The organism is uncultured Gemella sp., assembly GCF_963515875.1.
Classification (GTDB): Bacteria; Bacillota; Bacilli; order Staphylococcales; family Gemellaceae; genus Gemella.
In genome coordinates, this window is record NZ_CAUPZX010000032.1 from 1 (window position 1) to 20,620 (window position 20,620).

Annotated in this window: 19 protein-coding genes; 18 read left to right on the forward strand and 1 reads right to left on the reverse strand. The window is 29.9% G+C overall.

All coding sequences use genetic code 11. The annotated features are described in order from the left end of the window. Window positions 1–227: 227 nt before the first annotated feature. Window positions 228–485 (reverse strand): NifU family protein, encoded by a 258-nt coding sequence (locus RWL85_RS06200; RefSeq protein WP_314086127.1) that lies wholly within the window; start codon window positions 483–485, stop codon window positions 228–230. A gap of 502 nt (window positions 486–987) precedes the next feature. On the opposite strand from RWL85_RS06200, the gene RWL85_RS06205 reads away from it, so the two are divergent. The 18 genes from RWL85_RS06205 to RWL85_RS06290 form a co-directional block, all read left to right on the forward strand. Continuing rightward, window positions 988–1,350, forward strand: coding sequence for an iron-sulfur cluster assembly accessory protein (locus tag RWL85_RS06205; RefSeq protein WP_314086129.1), 363 nt, complete (start codon window positions 988–990; stop codon window positions 1,348–1,350). 36 nt (window positions 1,351–1,386) lie between these two features. Continuing rightward, window positions 1,387–2,577 (forward strand): NAD(P)/FAD-dependent oxidoreductase, encoded by a 1,191-nt coding sequence (locus tag RWL85_RS06210; protein ID WP_314086132.1) that lies wholly within the window; start codon window positions 1,387–1,389, stop codon window positions 2,575–2,577. Between the two features lie 225 nt (window positions 2,578–2,802). Further along, entirely contained in the window at window positions 2,803–4,377 is a 1,575-nt protein-coding gene (locus RWL85_RS06215; protein WP_314086134.1) for an aminotransferase class V-fold PLP-dependent enzyme, read from the forward strand. Continuing rightward, the gene (locus RWL85_RS06220) at window positions 4,377–4,595 is read left to right on the forward strand and encodes a DNA-dependent RNA polymerase subunit epsilon (protein ID WP_003144942.1); all 219 of its coding nucleotides are present in this window, start codon (window positions 4,377–4,379) and stop codon (window positions 4,593–4,595) included. The genes RWL85_RS06215 and RWL85_RS06220 overlap by 1 nt, the downstream gene beginning before the upstream one ends. After that, window positions 4,588–6,258 carry a ribonuclease J1 gene (rnjA, locus tag RWL85_RS06225; RefSeq protein WP_314086137.1) on the forward strand — a complete coding sequence of 557 codons (1,671 nt, stop codon included), beginning with the start codon at window positions 4,588–4,590 and terminating at the stop codon, window positions 6,256–6,258. Before RWL85_RS06220 ends, rnjA begins: the two co-directional genes overlap by 8 nt. A gap of 2 nt (window positions 6,259–6,260) precedes the next feature. Next, on the forward strand, window positions 6,261–6,929 hold the full coding sequence (gene sdaAB / locus RWL85_RS06230; protein ID WP_314086139.1) for an L-serine ammonia-lyase, iron-sulfur-dependent subunit beta: 669 nt from the start codon (window positions 6,261–6,263) through the stop codon (window positions 6,927–6,929). A gap of 11 nt (window positions 6,930–6,940) precedes the next feature. Continuing rightward, window positions 6,941–7,813, forward strand: coding sequence for an L-serine ammonia-lyase, iron-sulfur-dependent, subunit alpha (gene sdaAA / locus RWL85_RS06235; protein ID WP_314086141.1), 873 nt, complete (start codon window positions 6,941–6,943; stop codon window positions 7,811–7,813). Then, complete coding sequence (gene recG / locus RWL85_RS06240) at window positions 7,806–9,815, forward strand: ATP-dependent DNA helicase RecG (protein WP_314086143.1); 2,010 nt, start codon at window positions 7,806–7,808, stop codon at window positions 9,813–9,815. The genes sdaAA and recG overlap by 8 nt, the downstream gene beginning before the upstream one ends. Window positions 9,816–9,824: 9 nt before the next feature. Next, a complete protein-coding gene (locus tag RWL85_RS06245; RefSeq protein ID WP_314086145.1) occupies window positions 9,825–10,460 on the forward strand; it encodes a class A sortase in 636 nt (211 codons plus the stop codon). 4 nt (window positions 10,461–10,464) lie between these two features. Then, window positions 10,465–11,445, forward strand: a complete 981-nt coding sequence (plsX, locus tag RWL85_RS06250; protein WP_314086148.1) for a phosphate acyltransferase PlsX — start codon at window positions 10,465–10,467, stop codon at window positions 11,443–11,445. Next, a complete protein-coding gene (locus RWL85_RS06255) occupies window positions 11,445–11,675 on the forward strand; it encodes an acyl carrier protein (RefSeq protein WP_314086150.1) in 231 nt (76 codons plus the stop codon). The genes plsX and RWL85_RS06255 overlap by 1 nt, the downstream gene beginning before the upstream one ends. A 319-nt stretch (window positions 11,676–11,994) precedes the next feature. Then, complete coding sequence (locus RWL85_RS06260; RefSeq protein ID WP_314086151.1) at window positions 11,995–12,171, forward strand: hypothetical protein; 177 nt, start codon at window positions 11,995–11,997, stop codon at window positions 12,169–12,171. Window positions 12,172–12,277: 106 nt separating this feature from the next. Beyond that, window positions 12,278–12,406, forward strand: a complete 129-nt coding sequence (locus tag RWL85_RS06265; protein WP_314086153.1) for a hypothetical protein — start codon at window positions 12,278–12,280, stop codon at window positions 12,404–12,406. Window positions 12,407–12,408: 2 nt separating this feature from the next. Next, on the forward strand, window positions 12,409–14,001 hold the full coding sequence (locus RWL85_RS06270; RefSeq protein ID WP_314086155.1) for a P-loop ATPase, Sll1717 family: 1,593 nt from the start codon (window positions 12,409–12,411) through the stop codon (window positions 13,999–14,001). 260 nt (window positions 14,002–14,261) lie between these two features. Beyond that, a complete protein-coding gene (locus RWL85_RS06275; RefSeq protein WP_314086157.1) occupies window positions 14,262–15,572 on the forward strand; it encodes an isochorismatase family protein in 1,311 nt (436 codons plus the stop codon). A gap of 122 nt (window positions 15,573–15,694) precedes the next feature. Next, on the forward strand, window positions 15,695–16,861 hold the full coding sequence (locus RWL85_RS06280; protein WP_314086158.1) for a carbamoyl phosphate synthase large subunit: 1,167 nt from the start codon (window positions 15,695–15,697) through the stop codon (window positions 16,859–16,861). An 11-nt stretch (window positions 16,862–16,872) separates the two neighbouring features. Continuing rightward, window positions 16,873–17,955: a hypothetical protein gene (locus RWL85_RS06285; RefSeq protein ID WP_314086160.1), complete on the forward strand. Its 1,083-nt coding sequence runs from the start codon at window positions 16,873–16,875 to the stop codon at window positions 17,953–17,955. Window positions 17,956–18,342: 387 nt separating this feature from the next. Next, on the forward strand, window positions 18,343–20,620 hold a 2,278-nt coding region (locus tag RWL85_RS06290; protein ID WP_314086161.1), incomplete at its 3' end, for a YSIRK-type signal peptide-containing protein.

Here is a 20,620-nt window from a genome sequence, read left to right on the forward strand (position 1 = left end):
ATTTGTACATTTTTATTTTGTCAAAACTGTACATTCTTATTTTATCATTCTCAAAAAAATAAATAAACCCGTTTAACGGGTAGCGAGCGTCAAAATACAATAGGGCTTGAACGAATGTGAAAGCCAGCGCCTTGAGGTGCGTGTTAGTAACAAAGGGTTATACCCGAAGAGAAAACCACCCCTTTTCAGGGGTGGTCATTATTTTGAAAATATAAAAAAATGAGCATTTAAATAATGCTCATCTTTACTTCTAATACTTTTTCCACTTCAGGAATTTTTTCTTTAATCTTTTTTTCAATGGCATATTTTAGGGTAATGTGTGAAAGTTCACAGTGTGCACATTCTCCTAAAAATCTAACCTTAAGTATACCGTCTTTATAGTTTATAAATTCTATATTGCCTCCATCTTCAATAAGTTTGGGGCGTATTTTTTCTAATTCAAATTTTATTTTATCTACAGTCTCATAATGCTCTTTATTCAACATACCAACACCTCTCTATACAGTATTATACTGTTCTGAACTAAAAAAGTCAATAAAGCTATTATTTGTAACAAGATTATTTAAAGTTTTAAATAGGCTTATATTTGTCAACGATCTCAGGTTTACATATTAGTATTAAAATAAAATATAGTTTTATTAAAATAAGAGATAATGAATATATATAATATAAATATTAAAAATAAATATTATATAATTAATATTTAATAAGTACACTCAGTTGAACGTTTTAAAAATTTATTATTTAAACGTCTACAAATGTAACAGTTAAAATATAATTAGATGGCTATTTAAAAGGTAGGATATTGCGAATATGATACTAAGTTATACTTCTTGATAGTATAAAGTTTTGTATATTTAACTAAATTTAAATTATTCATAAAATTTTCACAAATAATTTTATAAAAAGCAAGCAAGTTACTATTAATTTGTTTTAAAAAAAGTTATAATAGTAATTAGAAAATAAAAATAAAGAGGGAAACATTTTATGGCTAATACAGATAACCAATTAATCTTAATAACAGATGTAGCAGTTGGTAAGTTCCAAGAAATGTTATTTGATGCTGATAAGCGTGATAGTTATTTAAAAATTTCTATTGCTTTAGAAGGTACTCAAATGCACTATGCTATTGATATTAAGGATGAATTAGAAGCTGGAGATAAAGTGCTTAGCTTCGGAGAATTAAAAGTTCTTGTTAATGAAGAAGATGAACTTTTATTAAAAGGTCTTGAGATAGACTATGTTCAAGATGAATTTGGAAGCGAGTTTACACTACATAATCCAAATATGATTGAAATTTATGATGATGAAGACGGTGGCTGCTGTGGAAATGGCTGTTGCTGCGGATAAAATTATATAATAACAGAAAAAGGAGAATTTTAAGCTATGAAAAACGTAGTTATTTTAGGTGCTGGATATGCAGGACTAACAACATTAAAAGGATTAAAAAAAGCTGCTAAAGCTGGAGAGGTAAAAGTTACATTAGTGAATAAAAACTCTTACCACTACGATACTGTAAACTTACACGAGGTTTCAGCAGGTAATATTTCAGCAGAAGACATTTGTATCGATATTAAAGATGTAGTATCTCCAGGTGTTGAATTTATTCAAGATGAAGTAATTAAAATTGATACTGAGAAAAAATTAGTATTAACTAAAAAACATGAACTTGACTATGATGTTTTAGTAGTAGGGTTAGGATTCCAACCAGAAACATTTGGAATTGAAGGAATGGCTGAGAATGCTATGCCAATCGCTGATGTTAATGCTGCAGAAAAAATTGCTGCTACATTAGAAAATAACTTCAGAAAATACGCTACTAGCGAAGAAAAAGATGTTAAGGACATCTCAGTAATCGTTGGTGGAGCTGGATTAGCAGGAATGGAGTTCTTAGGTGAGTTAGTGCACCGTAAAAAAGAATTATGTTCTAAATACGGAATTGATGAAAAATTAGTAAAAATTTATGGATTAGATGCTTGTCCAACTTTATTACCAATGTTTACTAAAGAATACAGTGACTATGCTAAAAAATACTTAGAAGATAACGGAATTGAAATTATCTTAGGTGCTGGTATAAAAGGTGCAACTAAAGATAGCTTTACTATTGAAATTGATGGTGAGAGAAAAGAATTATTTGCATCTACATTAGTATGGACTGCTGGAGTTCGTGGTAACAAACTTATGGATGAAGCTTTCCCAGAGCTTTCTAAACGTGGACGTCTTGTAACTACTCAACAATTAACAGTACCAGGACTTGATGATGTTTATATCGTAGGAGACTGTGCTGCGTTCATCGAAACAGGACAAGAAAGACCATATCCAACAACTGCTCAAATTGCTAACCAAATGGGAGCTTATGTAGGAGCTAGAATTAGTGGTAAACAAGTTGGAGACTTCAAATACATTAACCGTGGTGTTGTATGTTCATTAGGACACAAAGACGGTATTGCTGATGTTATGGGTGGTAAAAAGGCTAAAGGATTCAAAGCTGCTAAACTTAAAAAAATCATTGAAGCAAAAGCAATTTATGAATTAACAGACTTCGTTACAGCATTGAAAAACCAACGTATCCTTTAATAGTATTGATATTATATAAGAATTTTAAAGAAGACTCAATCGTTTTGAGTCTTCTTAATTTTTTTTTTTTTTTTTTGAAAACGTATAAAAATATTAATGTTAAATATTCGTTAATAAATTTGCAATTTCCTAAGTTTTCAACCATGTTAATTTGAAAAAAAGTTGTAATTATGGTAAGATATAGTGTAGAGAAAATTTAACCAAATAAAGTTATGGGGAAAAATTATGATATATAAAATAGCAAATACAGAGGAAGAATACGATCAAATATTCAAGTTGAATTATGAAACGTTCGTTGAAGAAATTCCTCAACATGAAAAGAATGAAACTAAAAAACTAAAAGATAAATTTCATGATAAAAATATATATATTATAGCGAAAAAGAAACATGACGTAATAGGAATGATTGCATTATCGGATCAAAGACCTTTTTCGCTAGATTTAAAATTAAATGATATTGATAAGTATTACAAAGGAAATTACAAAAAGCCTGTAGAAATCAGATTACTTTCGATTAAGGAACAATATAGAAAAACTAAAGTCTTTACAGAGTTACTTCAAAGAACTTTTAATTATATAATTCAAAATGCGTATGACATAGTGTTTATATCGGGAACTACAAGACAAGAAAAACTATACAATCACTTAGGATTTGTGAAATTTCATGAAAATGTAGGTACAAAAGATGCAGAATATATGCCAATGTACCTAAAATTAGATTCAGGTAATAAAGTTTTAGAAAGAATGTCACAAGCTCAAAGGGTAAACTTTTTACCTGGGCCAGTAGATTTATCTGAAGATGTTCTTGCGAAGTTATCTAAACAACTTTACTCGCATAGAAGTAGTGAATTTGTTAGTCTAACTAAAGATACATTATCAAAATTGGAAAGAATACTTGGCGTTAAAGAAGCAACGATTCTTCACGGTTCAGCGACATTAGCTAATGAAGCTATTATGGCGCAATTGAAAGGTAGAAATCTTATAAATGGTTTAATTCTTACAAATGGTGAATTTGGTAGTAGATTAGTTAAAGAAACAAAACGACATGGACTTAATATTGAAAGTTATTCTGTAGAATTTGGAGAAAGTTTTGATTTAGATATTTTATCTGAAAAGCTTAAGTCTAGTAACTACGACTTTGTTTATTTAGTACATAATGAAACAAGTGTGGGAATCTTAAACGATTTGGATGAAATAACTCGGATTGTTAAAGGAAATAATGTAGTTCTTGCAGTTGATGCTGTATCAGCAGTAGGAGCAGTAAAATATAGTTATAAAGATGTTGACTATGTAGCTTGTTCATCAGGAAAAGCATTTTGTTCTGTTGCTGGATTAGCGATAGTTGGATCTAATTGTGAATTAGTTCCTTTAGAAAATACACCATTATACTTAGATTTACACTATGCTAATAAAATGACTTCAATACCATTTACTCAACCATCAATTTTAATGGAGGCGCTAAATACAGCTTTAGATGCCTTTAAAACAGATGAAAGATATGAAAAGGTACAAGAAAAATACTCATATATGAAAGAAGGATTAAAAGAATTAAACCTTCCAATTATGAAATTTAAAGATAAAGAAGTATCTCCTGTAATAATTACAGTAGAACTTCCAAAAACTATATGTTCTCTTAATGTAGGAGCTTCATTAGCAATTAATAATATTTTTATCCACTATAAGAGCTCATATTTACAAGAAAGAAATATTATACAATTTTCATTTATAAATATTAATACAACAAAAAATGAAATAGATCATACATTAAATATATTAAAACAAATGATAGGAGATTACTAATGGCAGTATTTAAAGTATTTTACCAAGAAAATTCAAAGGAAATTCCAGTAAGAGAAAACACTCAAGTGTTATATGTAGAGGCTGATGGAGTACCAGCAGTAAGAAAGTATTTAGATGATAGAAATTACAATGTAGAACTAGTTCAAGAACTAAGCGAAGCATACTTAGAATTTGAAAAACAATCTGAAGACTTTAAAGTGGAGAAAGTTAATGGATAAGATCATCAAAAAAAATGAAGTAGGTGTTGCGGCTATTGGTGGTCTAGGCGAAATCGGAAAAAACACCTATGCGGTTCAGTATCGTGATGAGATTATTATTATCGATGCTGGAGTTAAATTCCCTGGAGATAATATCCTTGGGATAGACTATGTAATTCCAGACTATTCATATATTGAAAAAAATGTTGATAAAATTAAAGCATTGATAATTACTCATGGTCACGAAGATCACATTGGTGGTTTACCATTTCTACTTAGAAAGGTAAATCTTCCAATTTATGGAGGACCACTAGCGATTGGTCTTATAAGATCAAAATTAGAGGAGCATAATTTATTAGCAAAAGCTGAGTTAAATGTTATTGATGAAGATACAGTGTTGAGTTTTAAATACTTAAAGGTTTCATTTCATAATACTTCTCACTCTATTCCAGACTCATTTGGTGTTATTGTTAATACTCCTCAAGGAAATATTGTTCATACAGGAGACTTTAAATTTGACTTTACACCAGTAGGACAAGGATCAAACTTACATAAAATGGCAGCAATAGGAGAAGAAGGTGTGTTATGCTTACTTTCTGACTCAACTAACTCAGAGAGAACGGAATTTACTCAAAGTGAAAAAGAAGTAGGAAAAACCATTTCTAATATACTTCGTAAAGAAAAACATAGAGTTATATTCGCTACTTTCGCTTCTAACGTATATCGTGTTAAACAAGTTGTTGAAGCTTGTATAGAGCACGGTAGGAAAATTGTAGTATTCGGTCGCTCTATGGAAAAAGCTATAAAAATAGGTACGGAGTTAGGGTATATAAAAGCCCCTAAAGAAACTTTTGTTAATAGTAAATATCTTAACCAGGTAGATCCTAATAAATTATTAATACTATGTACAGGGACTCAAGGTGAGGAACTTGCAGCCTTAAGTAGAATAGCTAATGGTACACACAAAAAAATTACGATTATGCCAACTGATACGGTAATTTTTGCGAGTTCTGCAATTCCAGGAAATACACTTTCAATAAATAAAAACATAGATTTATTATCAAAATTGGGTGCCAATGTTATTACATCAAGTGTTAATAATGTTCATACATCAGGACATGGTTCTAAGGAAGAACAAAAACTAATGTTCAGACTTATTAAGCCGAAATATTTTATGCCAATTCATGGTGAGTATAGAATGCAGGTTATTCATGCTCAAACTGCGGCTGAATGTGATATTCCTTTAGAAAATTCATTTATCATGGAAAACGGTGAAGTATTAGCTTTAACAAGTGATAGTGCTAGAATTGCCGGAAAGTTCGAAGCTTCTGACGTTTATGTAGACGGTCTTGGAATTGGTGATATTGGTAGTGTTGTGATTAAAGATAGAAAAGAGCTTTCTGAAGAAGGTGTTATTGTAGTTTCAATCGCAATTGACTTTAAAAATAAAAAACTAATGAATAATCCAGATGTGATAAGCCGAGGATTCGTAAATGTTAATGAATCGATGGAATTATTTGGGCAAGCTAAAGGAGTCATTAAAGACGCGGTATTATCAGTTCTAGAAAGTGATGATTGCGGTGTTTACCAAGTAAGACAACAAATTTTAGAATCACTTGGACAATTTTTAGAAAGTGAAATAGGAAGAAAACCTGTTATTTTACCAACAATATTGGAGGTGTAAATATGAAATACAGAAGTGTATTTGATATTATAGGTCCGGTAATGGTAGGACCATCTAGTTCACATACGGCAGGTGCAGTTCGTATTGGTCTTTTTACAAGATATATTTTTGGAAGACAGCCTGAAAATGTAAAAATAACATTATACGGCTCTTTTAAAGAAACATATAAAGGCCATGGAACTGACATCGCGTTGATAGGAGGATTATTGGGATATAATACTTCAGATAAACGTATTAGAACTAGTATGGAAGATGCTAAATTAGCAGGTATGGAATTTGAATTTGTAGAAAGTGAAATTGAACATGTCCACCCTAATACAGCAAAAATAGAAGTTGAAGCGGGAAGACATAATTTAGATCTTATTGGAAAATCAATAGGTGGAGGAAAAATGGTTATTTTTGAACTCCTTGGATTTGATGTAAATCTTTCAGGAGATTTTCCTTGTTATTTCATATTTTATAAATTCAATGACAATAATAAAAAAGATCTTTTAGTAAAAATCGAAGAAATTTTCGGAGACAAAAAAGTTAATGAAAAATATTCTAGTTCTATCTTAGAAGGAATTAACTTATTAGTTGTCGAATCACTAGAAGAATTAAATGAAGAAAATATGCAGAAATTAACTGAACTAGAGTATATTAATGAAGTAAAATTTGCAGATAGATTGTAGAGGGTACAAAAATGTTTACTAGTTTAGCAGAAATAGTTGAAAAATCAAAATTAGAAAATAAACCAGTTTCTGAGTTAATGATTGAACAAGAGATAGAGTTAAATGGTGTAACACGTTCTGCGGTTGAAAAATTAATGAAAAGAAATTTAAATGTAATGATGCAAGCTGTTGATGAAGGATTAGCAGGTGTAAGTTCGAAAACTGGACTTACTGGAGGAGATGCTAAGAAATTGCAAGAGTATATTAACAGTGGAAAATCTATTACAGGTGGTGATTTTTTAAACGGTGTAGCGGCAGCAATAGCTACTAATGAGGTAAATGCTTCACTAGGGCTAATTTGTGCAACACCTACGGCAGGATCAGCGGGGGTGCTTCCTGGATGTATTCACGCATTAAAAGAAAAATTCAATATAGACGAAGAAACACAGTTGAAAATGTTATTTACAGCTGGAGCTTTTGGTTTTGTAGTAGCTAATAATGCCTCATGTTCAGGAGCGGAAGGTGGATGTCAAGCTGAAATTGGATCTGCTAGTGCAATGGCGGCAGCAGCTATAGTAGAGGCAATGGGAGGAGATGCAGAGATGAGCGCCCATGCCTTTGCTATAGCCCTAAAAAATATGTTAGGCTTGGTATGTGACCCAGTTGCAGGATTAGTAGAAGTCCCTTGTGTTAAGAGAAATGCAGCAGGTGCTTCAATAGCTCTTATGGCAGCGGATTTAGCATTGGCAGGAATAAAAAGTAGAATTCCTGCTGATGAAGTGTTAGAAGCAATGTATAAAATAGGATTAGAGATGTCTACAACATTAAAAGAAACAGCCAAAGGCGGTTTAGCAATTACTAAAACTGGAGAAAAATATAGGAGTTTATTATTCGGTAATGATTAATATTTTAGAGAAATCAGTAGGAACTATAAAAGGCGTAGGGAAGAAATATTTACAAACTTTAAACGAATTAGAGATATATACTATTCGTGACGTTTTGTATAATATTCCCTATAGAGTATCTAGTTCCACTGATTTTTCTTCATCTGTAAAGGATAATGAAAAAGTAATTACAACTGGGAGAATCGAGACAAGAGTAAGTACACAATTTTATGGTAATAGGAGGAGCAGATCTTTCTTTACACTTTCGACTTCATCTGGAAGTATTAAAATCGTGTTTTTTAATCAACATTATTTAAAGAAAAACTTAATAGAGGGTAGAGATGTAGTAGTTAAGGGAACATATAATGCTACAAATAACACTATTACCGCCTCTAGTATAAGCTTTAATAGTGTCGAGGAAAATCCGAAAGGAGATACAATAGAAGTTTTTTATCATCTAAAGCAAGGAATTACTCAGAAAAAATTTATAAAACTTGTAGAAGAATCATTTAAGATGATAGATGGAGAAAACGTAATACTCGATTTAGTGCCTGAAAATTTCAAGGGAATTTGGAAGTTGGAAAAAATTCTTTTTACCCTACATTATCCAAAAAATCCTGAAGAATTTGACAAAGCTAGAAAAATGTTTGCATTTCATGAATTATTTAACTACCAATTAAAACTGCAACTTCAAAATATTAATAGTAGAATAGAGGATGAAAGGTATAACATAGGCATAGATAATTTTTATGTAGAAGAATTTAAAAATAGTCTACCATTTAAATTAACGGGAGCACAAAGTAGAGTTATCGAAGAGATAGTAAAAGATTTGAATGAACCTTATAAGATGGATAGATTGTTACAAGGTGATGTAGGTAGTGGTAAAACAGCTGTAGCTGCTGCTACGTTATATTCAGTTATAAAAGCTGGGTATCAAACGGCGATAATGGCACCGACAGAAATACTTGCGAATCAACATTTTGAAACTTTTTTTGAATTTTTTAAGGATTTGAATATTTCAGTTGCACTTTTAACGAGTAGCACACCAAAGAAAGAAAGAAACACAATTTTAAGTTTACTTGAAGTTGGTGAGATAGAATTATTAATTGGAACACATTCTTTAATTCAAGAAGATGTGAAATTCAAAAATTTAAAATATGTAATTACTGATGAACAACATCGTTTCGGAGTAAAACAACGACAATTATTAAGTAATAAAGGGGAGGCGGTTAATTCATTAATGATGACTGCAACCCCAATACCACGAAGTTTGGCGATTACATTAATAACTGATATTAAGGTGTCGACAATTGATGAATTGCCTGCAGGTAGAAAAAAAGTTCAAACTTATAAGGCTAATAATAAAAGTTTCTACAAAGTTTTAGATAATATTCGTATGGAGTTAGATAATGGTAGACAAGGTTATGTAGTCTGTCCATTAATTGAAGAATCAGAGAAAATGGATCTTCAAAATGTAGAAGAAACTTACGAAAATATTAAAAATTATTTACCAAAAGACTACAAAATTGCAATATTACATGGTAAAATGAGTAATAAAGAAAAAGATGCTATTGTAGAAAAATTTCTAAATAAAGAAATACATATACTTATTTCAACAACAGTAATCGAAGTTGGGGTGAATGTTCCGAATGCAACATTTATGATTATAGTAGACGCACATCGATTTGGACTTGCTACATTACATCAGCTTCGAGGAAGAGTTGGAAGAAGTGAATTTCAATCATATTGTATATTAGTTACAGATTCAAAAAGTGAACGAATAGACATTATGTGTTTGGAAAACGATGGTTTTAAAATTGCAGAGTTTGACTTGAAACAACGTGGACCAGGAGATTTCTTTGGTACAAAACAAAGTGGTGTACCGAGTTTTAAAGTAGCAGATTTAATAAACGATGTAGATTTAATGTACTTGGCTAAAAGATTAGCAGTAAAAATTATAGAAGTTACTGATAATAAAGAACGTTTATTACAATATGTCGGATTAGAAGAAACGATAATTTAGGAGGATATAATGAATAAGAAACTAAAAAATGCATTTCTTAATGTGCTGATAGTGGTATTATTATGTACATCTGTTGTGTTAATATTCAAAAATCAAATTAGAGAATTTTTAACAGGGAATGCTAATGACAAAATAATTACAGCTTATAAAAATGGTAAAGATGAAGTAGATATACCATGGTGGCAAAAAATGTTTACAGACAACGAATCAAAGATTAAATTAACAGATTCAATGTTAGGAATTTTAAAAATTGATAGTGTACAGATAGAAGAACCTATCTTTGAAAATGTTACTGAGATTAATTTAATTAATGGAGTAGCAACTTCACAAGAACCTTCGCATTTAGATGCTCAAAACGTAGTAATTGCTGGGCATAGTGTTCAAGGTGTAGGAATAAGATTTAACAATTTAACGAAGATTAAAACTGGTGCTAAAATACAGATTATTTCAAAAGACAAATTGCGTACATATGAAGTAAGTAAATTGTACGATGTAGTACCAACTCAAGTAGAAATTTTAGAACAACATGAAAACGAACCAAAAATCTTAAAATTATTCACTTGTGATAACTTTAATCCGCAAACAGGTGAATGGGAAAGTCGTTTTGTAGTAGAGGCTAAATTAATAGGAGAAGAAAGCGCATAATATTATGAAAATAGGTATAGATATTTTAGGTGTAGACGAACCTGATAGAATCATAAATTTTGTAAATAGTTACGATGATAATGAAGTAGAATTCTATGTTTATAGTTTAGAAGAGAACTTAGACAAAATAACTAAGACTAAAAATATTGTTAAAAATGTTTGTACAGAAGAAGTGCTAATGTCAGATGATGCAGCACGTGTTCATAGAAAGAAAAAAGATGCTTCTATGATTAGAATGCTATCTGATTTAAATAATGATATCATTGATGTTGCAATTTCGGGTGGTAGTACAGGTGCCTTTATGGCTAGCTCACTGTTTATGTTAGGTCGTATTGAAGGTATATCAAAACCAGGATTAGCATCATTATTACCGACAAGTTCTGAGCATAAATTCTTATTAACGGATCTAGGTGCTAATGTAGAAGCTAAAGCTGATGATTTAGTAAACTATGCTAAACTTGGGCAGTTATACATGAAGTATATTTATAAAATAGATGAGCCTTCAGTTGCTTTATTAAATGTTGGTGTTGAGGAAACTAAAGGTAATAAAGTTTATAAAGAAGCTCATAAAATGATTAAAGAAGAGGTAGCTAATTTTAAAGGTAATATCGAAGCTAGAAATATTTTAGAACATAGATTTGATGTAGTTATAGCTGATGGATTTGCGGGGAATATCCTGTTGAAATCAATAGAAGGTGTAGCGAGTTCTTTAGGAGCTATGATTAAGGGGATTTTCTTGAAAAATTTTAGAACTAAAATTTCAGCACTATTAGTGAGAAAAGGAATTAAAGCATTCAAGAAAAAATTCGATTATAGTGAATATGGTGGAGCTTTCTTATTAGGTATAAAAAAACCAAGTATAAAAGTACATGGCTCAGCTGATGAAAATGCATTATATTATGCTGTTCAACAAGCAAAACAAATACACAAAACAAAACTTTATGATATAATGATAGAAACAATGGAAAAAGGAGAACAAAAATAATGGCGATTTTTGAAGAAGTAAAAGAAATTATTACAAAGTATATTAAAATAGATGCGGATAAAATTACATTAGATTCTAAATTAAATGAAGATCTAGATGCAGATTCTATTGATATTGCTGATGTAGTAATGGATATCGAAGAAAAATATGGATTTGAATTTTCTGATGAAGACGCAGAAAGCATCGTTGAAATCAAAGACTTAGTAAGAGTTATTGAAGAAAGAAAATAGTACTGAAAACTAGAGTTTTTACTGATTCTACAAAATTTTGGAGTGATAAGAAGGAGCATGAGCTTTAAGCTCATGATTCCTTTTTTAAATAGATATTAAAAAGATAATTTTTTGATTAAAATTAAATAGTTAAACATTGTAAATTAAATTTTAGAATCTGTGAAAAAAAGTCTGTAAAAAGAAATCTTTCTATGTTAAATTAAAATTAACTAGGAAGGAAGATTTTGTAATTCTATCTGAGGAGGATTATCGTTGTCTTCCTTATGAATTTAATATTATTAATTTGGGTTCAAATGTTTATATGGGGTATAATACTTCTATGATTACTGATGATCTTATGTCGAAATCAGAAAGATTATTTAAGAAATATTATGATAAAAATTCTAATATCAAATATGTGTATAAAAATGGTGGCTGTGGTCAACAATACTTTTCGATAGTTTATGGAATGAATTTTGAAGAGCAAAGGTTATGTTATCCTGGCTATATTATTTAGTTGCAGGATAATTCAATCTGTATAATATAAACTAAAGGTGGGGAAAAATGATTAAAGCAAAAATATTGATGTTCAAGTTGAAAATAAGTTTGAAGTATTTAAAGAATTGCTAAAAAAACATGGTTATAATTTAGGGTTCATAAGAGATAGAAATGATGAATTGTACTTGAATAAGATAGAATATGTTGATGATATGAAAAATGAAAATTGGATGTTAATAGAAAGGGTATTTTAGAAATGAATAATAAAACTAGTTTTAAGAAAATTGAAAAATTACAAGAAGTATATACAGATGCATACGATTATTATTATGAGATTAATAATCGTAATAAACTATTTGAGAAAATGTTTTTTGATGATAACTTATTAGAAGGAATAAAAAATGGTAATAAACATTTTATTATAGGAGATAAAGGATCTGGTAAAACAGCATATGCAGTTCATATTTCAAATAAATCAGATAGTAGTTATATTTCAAAAATAAAAAAAGTATCTGATACTATTTATGAGAAGTTTGTAGTTATGAAGAAAGATGGGATGTTGCAAATGTCGACATATAAAAATATATGGTCAGATATTTTACTCTTAATTATTTCAAAGGAAATATATGACTCTTCATCTAAAAATAGATTTATGATTTTTTCTAGAAATAATAAGTTTTTAAAAGAATATAGAAAACTAGAAAGGGATTTTGATGAACTAGCTTTTAAACCCGAGATACCTATTGCTTTTGAATCGATAAAAGAAATTATAAATTCAAATGACTTGGGATTGAAAACTAAAATATTTGATATCAAGGGAGAATATAAAAATGATAATAAAACTAAAGCTGTATATAGTAACTATGAATTAAGTTTAAGTAACTTGGAAAAAAGATTTGAAAAATTATTGTTAAATTATAAACCTAATAAAATGAGAATTATTTTTTTAGATGGTTTAGATGCAAGACCATCCAATATTGATACAGAAGTATATAGGGATTGTATTAAAGGTTTAGCAGAAGCTGTTGTGGAGTTAAATAATGGTATATTAAATAAAATAAATGCTAAAATAAGAGTATTAATCAGACCGGATATTATGTATACTTTATCTATGCATAATATGAATCAGATAATTACTAATAATTCTGTAGTATTAGATTGGTGTACAACGTATAAACAGTTTTATAAGTCAAATATTTTTAAGGTTGCAGATTCATTCTTTTCAAAGCAACAATATGACATATATTCAATTGGAACATGTTGGAATTATTATTTTCCTTATAAGGTTGGAGGTCGTCATAGTTTTTTAGGTATTTTAGATAAAACATTCTATAAACCAAGAGATATATTGACTATTTGTAATCTTTTGATTTCGGAAAAAAAAGGTGATAAATTCAAATATAATGATATATTTAAAATTGAAAAAAAATATTCTGAATATGTTAAAGGTGAGTTGAAAGACTATATGCTTGTCTATTTAAATTATGATGAATATGAATTTTTCGAAAAATTTATTAAATCATTCAAGTATAAACAATTTACTTATGAAGAGTATTGTAATACTTATAATAATTTCATCTCAGAAAATAAGATTTCTAATATTCCGCAATTAATAAAAGATAAGACCTTGTTATTGCAAACAATGTATGATGCAAGCTTAATTTGTATGGTGGAATATAATGAGAATAAAACAAGTAATATGAAGTGGTCATATAAAGAGAAGGGATATACGAATATTAGGCCTTCAGTTAAATCAAGTGGAAATTTTCAATTTCATTCAGCTTATGCTAAAGCATTCAATTTAAAAGATAATCCAGATAAAAGGAAACCTGTATTAACAAAACATTAGTTTAGTAAATTTATATTAAAAAGGGTACTTATTATAAAAATACATAATAAATTTGGTGTAGGTATAAAATCTAATTTCTATGTTTAAAGCTACTAGAATTTAATATAATTAAAATTTTTTAACTAGTTATAAGTTAAATATGATAAGATAATTTACAATATTATCTATATCAAATATATTTTAACTATTTAGCTTTTAACTAGTTGAGAAATATGGTATAATTTACTAGAAAATAAATAAAAAAGGAGAATAGTTTATATATGGAAATGTTATTTAAACTATTAGCTGAACACGTTTATATTATATTATTTGTTTCGCTAATCTTGGAATTTGCGGCTCTACCATTACCAGGTGAAACTATGATGGTTGTTGCTGGAATTATGGCATATAATGGTCATGGTAACTACGTTGGGATGATAATAGCAAGTGCCCTAGGAACAGTAATCGGGATGCAATTTTCTTACGAAGTAGGTAGAAGATTAGGAACAAAGGCTATAGATAAGTATGGTATATATATAGGATTAACTCCATATAGAATGATGAAAGCGGCAGAATTTTTCAACAAATTTGGAAATATAGTTATAGTTATAGCCTATTTCTTACCGGGAGTTAGACATATTTTAGGATACTTTTCAGGTATTTCACGTATAGATGCAAAACGATTCCATATATATTCTACATTAGGTGGTGTATTTTGGGTAATAGTATTTATTACTCTAGGTTATGTTCTTGGACCTAGTGCACATCATGTATTCCACTTAATGCATAAGTACGGTACGATGATATTTATATTAGGAATTGCAGTATTATTTGTTTATCTAATTTATAAAAAATTAGGTGCAAAAGAGTTTTCTACTTACTTTAAAAAGAATATTAAATATATTGTTGTGTTACTTTTAGTAGAAGCGGCAGTATTGGTGAAGTTTGTAGTTTTAGACCCTAAAGCCCATCCGAAGTTTAAGTCGGAAGTAATTTTTTATTGTTTAGCATTTTTAGCTTTTGTTGCATTTTTAGCATACTTAAGAGTAACGCTAAAACATGATACAACTGAAAAATTATTAGTAGTTGTTGACTATCAAAAAGACTTCGTAGACGGAGCATTAGGTTTTGAAACTGCGGATCAACTTGATCAGGTTATTGCTAATAAAATTGATGAATATATAAAAGCTGGACAAGACGTGATATTCACAAAAGATACTCATTATACAAATTATTTAACTACAAGAGAAGGTAAACATTTACCAGTTGAACACTGCATAATTGATAGTGAAGGGCATAAGTTATATGGAAAAGTTGCAAGTTATGAAAAATATGCTAAAAAGGTATTTAATAAAACTTCATTTGGAAGTATAGACTTAGCTAAGTTCATTTCACGTAGTGATTATAAAGAAGTTGAATTTTGTGGTTTAGTATCGAATATTTGTGTCTTAAGTAATATAATTATGACACAAACATATAATGAAAAAGTTGAAATAGTAGTTGATTTAAATGCTACTAAAGGTTTAAGTGAAGAGGTTAACTCATCATTTAAAACATATTTACAAAATTTAACAGTAAATGTAAAAGAATAATATAAAATACGAATCTTTTTCCGAACATTTCGGAGTGGATTCGTATTTTTTTATGTTTTAAATAGAAAATTACTTAATTTTATGTTAAACTAGTAAATAAAATTAGGAAAGAGGAAATTATTATGAATTATTTATTAGTATCACCAAATTTTCCAGTAATGCAAGAATTTTTTGCCGAAAAATTAGTAGAAAAAGGTGTAAATGTATTAGGTATAGGTAGTGAAAGCTATGATAATTTATCAGATTCTTTAAAAAGTTCTTTAAGTGAATATTATAAAGTAGACGATTTAGAAAATTATGAAGATGTTCTTAGAGGTGTAGCATTTCTAATATATAAACATGGAACTATAGATAGGGTTGAATCGAATAATGAGCATTGGTTAATGTTGGATGCAACTATTAGAGAAGAATTTAATATTAAAGGTGTTCAACCAGCAGAACTTGATTTCACAAAATATAAATCTAGAATGAAAGAAAAGTTTAAAAATGCTAAAGTACCCGTTGCAGAAGGTGTTGCTGTTTCGAATATAAGTGAATTAAACGCTGCTATAAAGAATATTAAATTACCTGTAATTGCTAAACCAGATAATGGTGTGGGAGCAAGTAATACATATAAGTTATTATCAAATTCAGATGTTGAAGATTTTAAAAAGCAATGGAATCAAGAGATTGTGTACTTCATAGAAAGTTATGTAGATAATGGTCTTTTATGTACATATGATGGACTAATTGATTCTAATGGGGAAATTGTATTTGAAACAAGCTTTTACTATACTAAACCTACTTTAGATTTACTTAATGGTGGACTAGATTATGCTAATGTCATTGAAAAGAAAATTGATCCTAAGCTACAAAAATACGGTAGAAGTATAGTTAAAGAGTTTAAAATGAAGGAGAGATTCTTTCATATTGAATTCTTCAAGCTACCTAACGGAGATTATATTGCATTAGAATATAATAATCGTATAGCAGGAGGATATACAATAGACTTATATAATCATACTTACGAGTGTGATTTATACGATATGTATTCTAAGGTAGTAATAGGAGAAAATATTGAAAAAGTAAATAATAATTTCTTCGGAATTGCTCTTTCACGAAGAGATAAATATAGCTATAAACATAGTTTAGAAAATATCAAAGATAAGTATAATGGGAAAGTTAGACTTATCGAGAGAGTACCGGCAGTCTTTGCAACAGCTATGGGTGAATGGATGTTTATATTAGTAGCTGAAAAGAGTGCGGAACTTGATGAAATGATGAGTTATATTCATGAAAAAAATGAATAGGAGGATTGTTTATGAAGAATAAGATTGTTAATGCATTATTGCAATTAGTAGGAATTATGGCTGTAGGTGCTGTAGTAGGGTATTCATTAGGTAAGATTGCAGTAGGTTCACTTGCGAAAGTGGATACTCCAAATATCATATTCTTATTTATAGCAGGAGTGATATCTTTTATTTTACAAGTCATAGTTCATGAAGCGGGACACTTAGTTTTTGGATTACTATCAGGATATAAATTTATAAGTTTTAGAGTGTTTGATTTCAAAATTATAAAGGATGAAAATGGTAAACTTAAAATTAGATTTGAAAGACTAGCAGGAACTGGTGGTCAGTGTCTAATGAGAGCTCCTGAATATGTGGTAGGTAAATTTAAGTATAAATTATACTTATTAGGTGGAGTAATATTTAATGTGTTGTTTTCCGTTATATTTTGGATAGTTTTACCAAGCTATTATACATTATTATTCGCCTTAATAGGATTTGCATTAGCTTTTCTAAACTTGATTCCAATGGGATTCAACGATGGTATGACGTTTTACCACGCTAGTAAAGATGAAACTACTAGATTTGTTCTATACTTACAATTAGAGTACGTATATTATCAAAGTATTGGTAAGAATTTATTAATAGAACGACCAGAAGTAGTGGAGAAAATAAATTCAATGGAAATAATTAAAACTAATTATCTAACTGACTCACTAGAATTTATAAAATTAGATGGTTTAGAATATTTCTTTGAGTTTGAGGCTTTATATAATGAATCAAGAAAACTATATATTGAAAGAGATGATTTGTTACCAGTATATAAAATTGAACTTATGGCGATGTTAGTAAAATTAATAAGTCTTGTAAATCCTGAAGATGAATTGTTAGAAGAAATTATGAAGGATAAAACTTTATTAGCAAGGCTTAAACAAAAAAATCCACAAACTAAGAATATTTTAGCGACATATGAATATGGTGTGAAGTTAGATGATGAGAAAGCTTTAGGTTTAATAGCTGAAGCTAGAAAAATAAAAAATAAAGCACCAAATTTATACGTTCAAAATCTAGAAATGAAATATTGCGATTATTTAGAAGAAAAAATTTTAAGATAGTTAGTTAATAGAAGGGCTGACCCCAAAGTACTAGATTATAAAGATAGTTTATATGAAAACTCATATACGCAGTGATTTATTGATATGTGCAAGGGGTGACTCAAAAAATCGATTTCTATGAAATCATGATTTTAGAGTCACCTCTTTTTATTTTTATAATTACTAATTTGCATAATATTATTTCTATAAATAGACTATTTATAATTACTTAAAATTAACTTAAAATTTATTATGAAGACTTGACAAAAGTTGAGCTAAAGCTTAAAATTAGTATAGGATTATTTATATTAAATAATTTTTTTGAAAAAAAAAAAACTGAAAAATTTAAATATTTTTCTATTATCGGAATTTAAATAATAATTGTATTAATGATTAGGAGGGTAAAAGATGTATAGTAAGAATAACAAGAAGATGATTATTCAAAAAGAACAAGAGAAAATAAATTACTATGGTATCAAGAAGTTTAATGCTGGTACAGCGTCGGTTTTAATTGCCGCTGGATTCGCATTTTTAGGTGGAGGAAGTGCATTAGCAAGTAATGATGCTCCTGTAACCATAACTAATACAGAGACTGTTAATAATAATGTAACAGCGACTAAAGAAGAAGTTTCTACTACTACACCAGAAAAAGCTAATAAAACTAATTTAAGTGCGGCAATAGCACGTGTTCAAGAGGCGATTACTAACGCTAGAGTAACAGAAAAAACAGCCTCAGCGATAGAAGATTCTAAAGCAGAGTTAGCAAGAGCACAAGCATTAGAGGCAAGTGAAGCAGCGACTCAAGGTGAAGTTGATAGAGAAACAGTTGCTTTAAAAAATAAAGCATTCGTATTAGAAAGTATGAAAAAAGCAAGTGCTAAAGAAGCTGATAAACCTACAGAAGAAAAAGTAAACAAAAACCAAGATCCTAGAAATGGGAAAGCTATTCCCGGAAAAGGTGAGAGTGGGTTTAGAACGGACACATCAGGTAATGATGGTACAACAATTGTAACAAATGATGTATTGACACCAACAATGCCAGCGCAACCAACTGCGAAAAATATTATTGGAAGTACAAGTACAGTATCACGTGAGAACTTTACTGGTTGGGATACGTATAAAATGCCATTTGGTGTTCAATCTGGATCAGGAACACTAGGGGTAGACTCAGCGGAACAAAAAGCGAATGCTGAAGGTTTACAATTCAGAGTGTTTTCTGATCAAAGAGCAGGAACTCGTGTCACACCTGGACCATCTAACTTTACATTTGAATTGAAAGCAAGTGATGTCAAGGCACGTGTTGACTATGGATTGAAACTTCCTGCTGAAGAAGTACAAAAAATTATTGAAGAAGCTCCTCTATGGAGTGGAAAATTGAGATATGACAATACAAGACTTCAAAGATCAGCTGCTTCTACATATTTTGGTGGTGGACCGTATGAATATCTAATGTCAAGTATTTATAAACTTGGTTATGAACAAGGAATTGATAAAGTTTACATCAAAGATGCAAGTAAACGTATTGAAGTAACAGAAGAAGCGAAAGCGGCAGGTTGGACTGTTTCTGATTTTACAGTATCAAATATGCCTGGGGGATTAGTATATGATAAACAATCGGATAGTATACAAGGGGTTGTAACGCATAGTAGTCCATTTAACTATCAAAAACTAGTGGCGACAGTTACTTTTACTAATACCAAAACTGGGAAAAATGTAAGAATTCCATTAGATCTACATAGATACGGTGGTACAGCATGGAAAGATGGTACGCCACCTACGTTAGAAATTAACGATGCCGTTAAAGAAGGTAAAGTAGGAGAAGAACTTGTAGTACCAGTAGAATATAGAGATGCTGGAGCTTCCCATGCCGGTGCACCAAATGGTAGAAATATTCCTTATAATTTAACGGATGAAAATGGAAATCCTCTTAACCGTACAGCAACGATTAGAGAAACTGTGGGACGTGCAATTCTTGGTGTTTCTGGAGTGAAAATTACTGGAACTACAGGGGCAGGCGCTAGTACTGTTACAGATTTAACAGGGGATGACACTAAAATTCCTGGTGTAGGTTTCACAATTGCCTCAAATGACATGACTGAAAGAAATAAAAATGGATTCAAAGGAACACCTACAGAAGCAGGGATTTACCGTGTATCTATTTATGCACGAGACTATAAAGAAACGAATGCTAATGAAGCATATGCGCATGCAACCTTTAAAATTTCACCCGCAGTATCTGTGAAAAATGTACATGCATATGATAAAGAAGTACCAATCACAATTTCAAGAGGAGCTTCAGAAGCTACGATTACATTACCAGATGGGACAAATACGAAAATTGTTGCTAAAGATGGGAAATGGGTTGTATCAGAAACAACAAATACAGCTGTAAATGTTAATGATGAGATTGGTACAGTTGGCGAAACTTTTAATCTGAAAGTACTTCCAACTGCAACAGCTAAAGCAGCTACTGATAATATTAACGTAACTGCAAGTAGTGAAAATGTAACAGCAACATTTACAAGAGCAGAAGTAGCATTAAAAACTAGACTTGGAGAGAATGTAACAGCAACATTTAATAAAGTTACAGGTCGTTGGGATTTACCAGCTGAAATCGCTGAGAAGAAAACAGTTAACAGCGATGGAACGACTACATGGTTAAAACGTGACCTATACGTTGATGTTG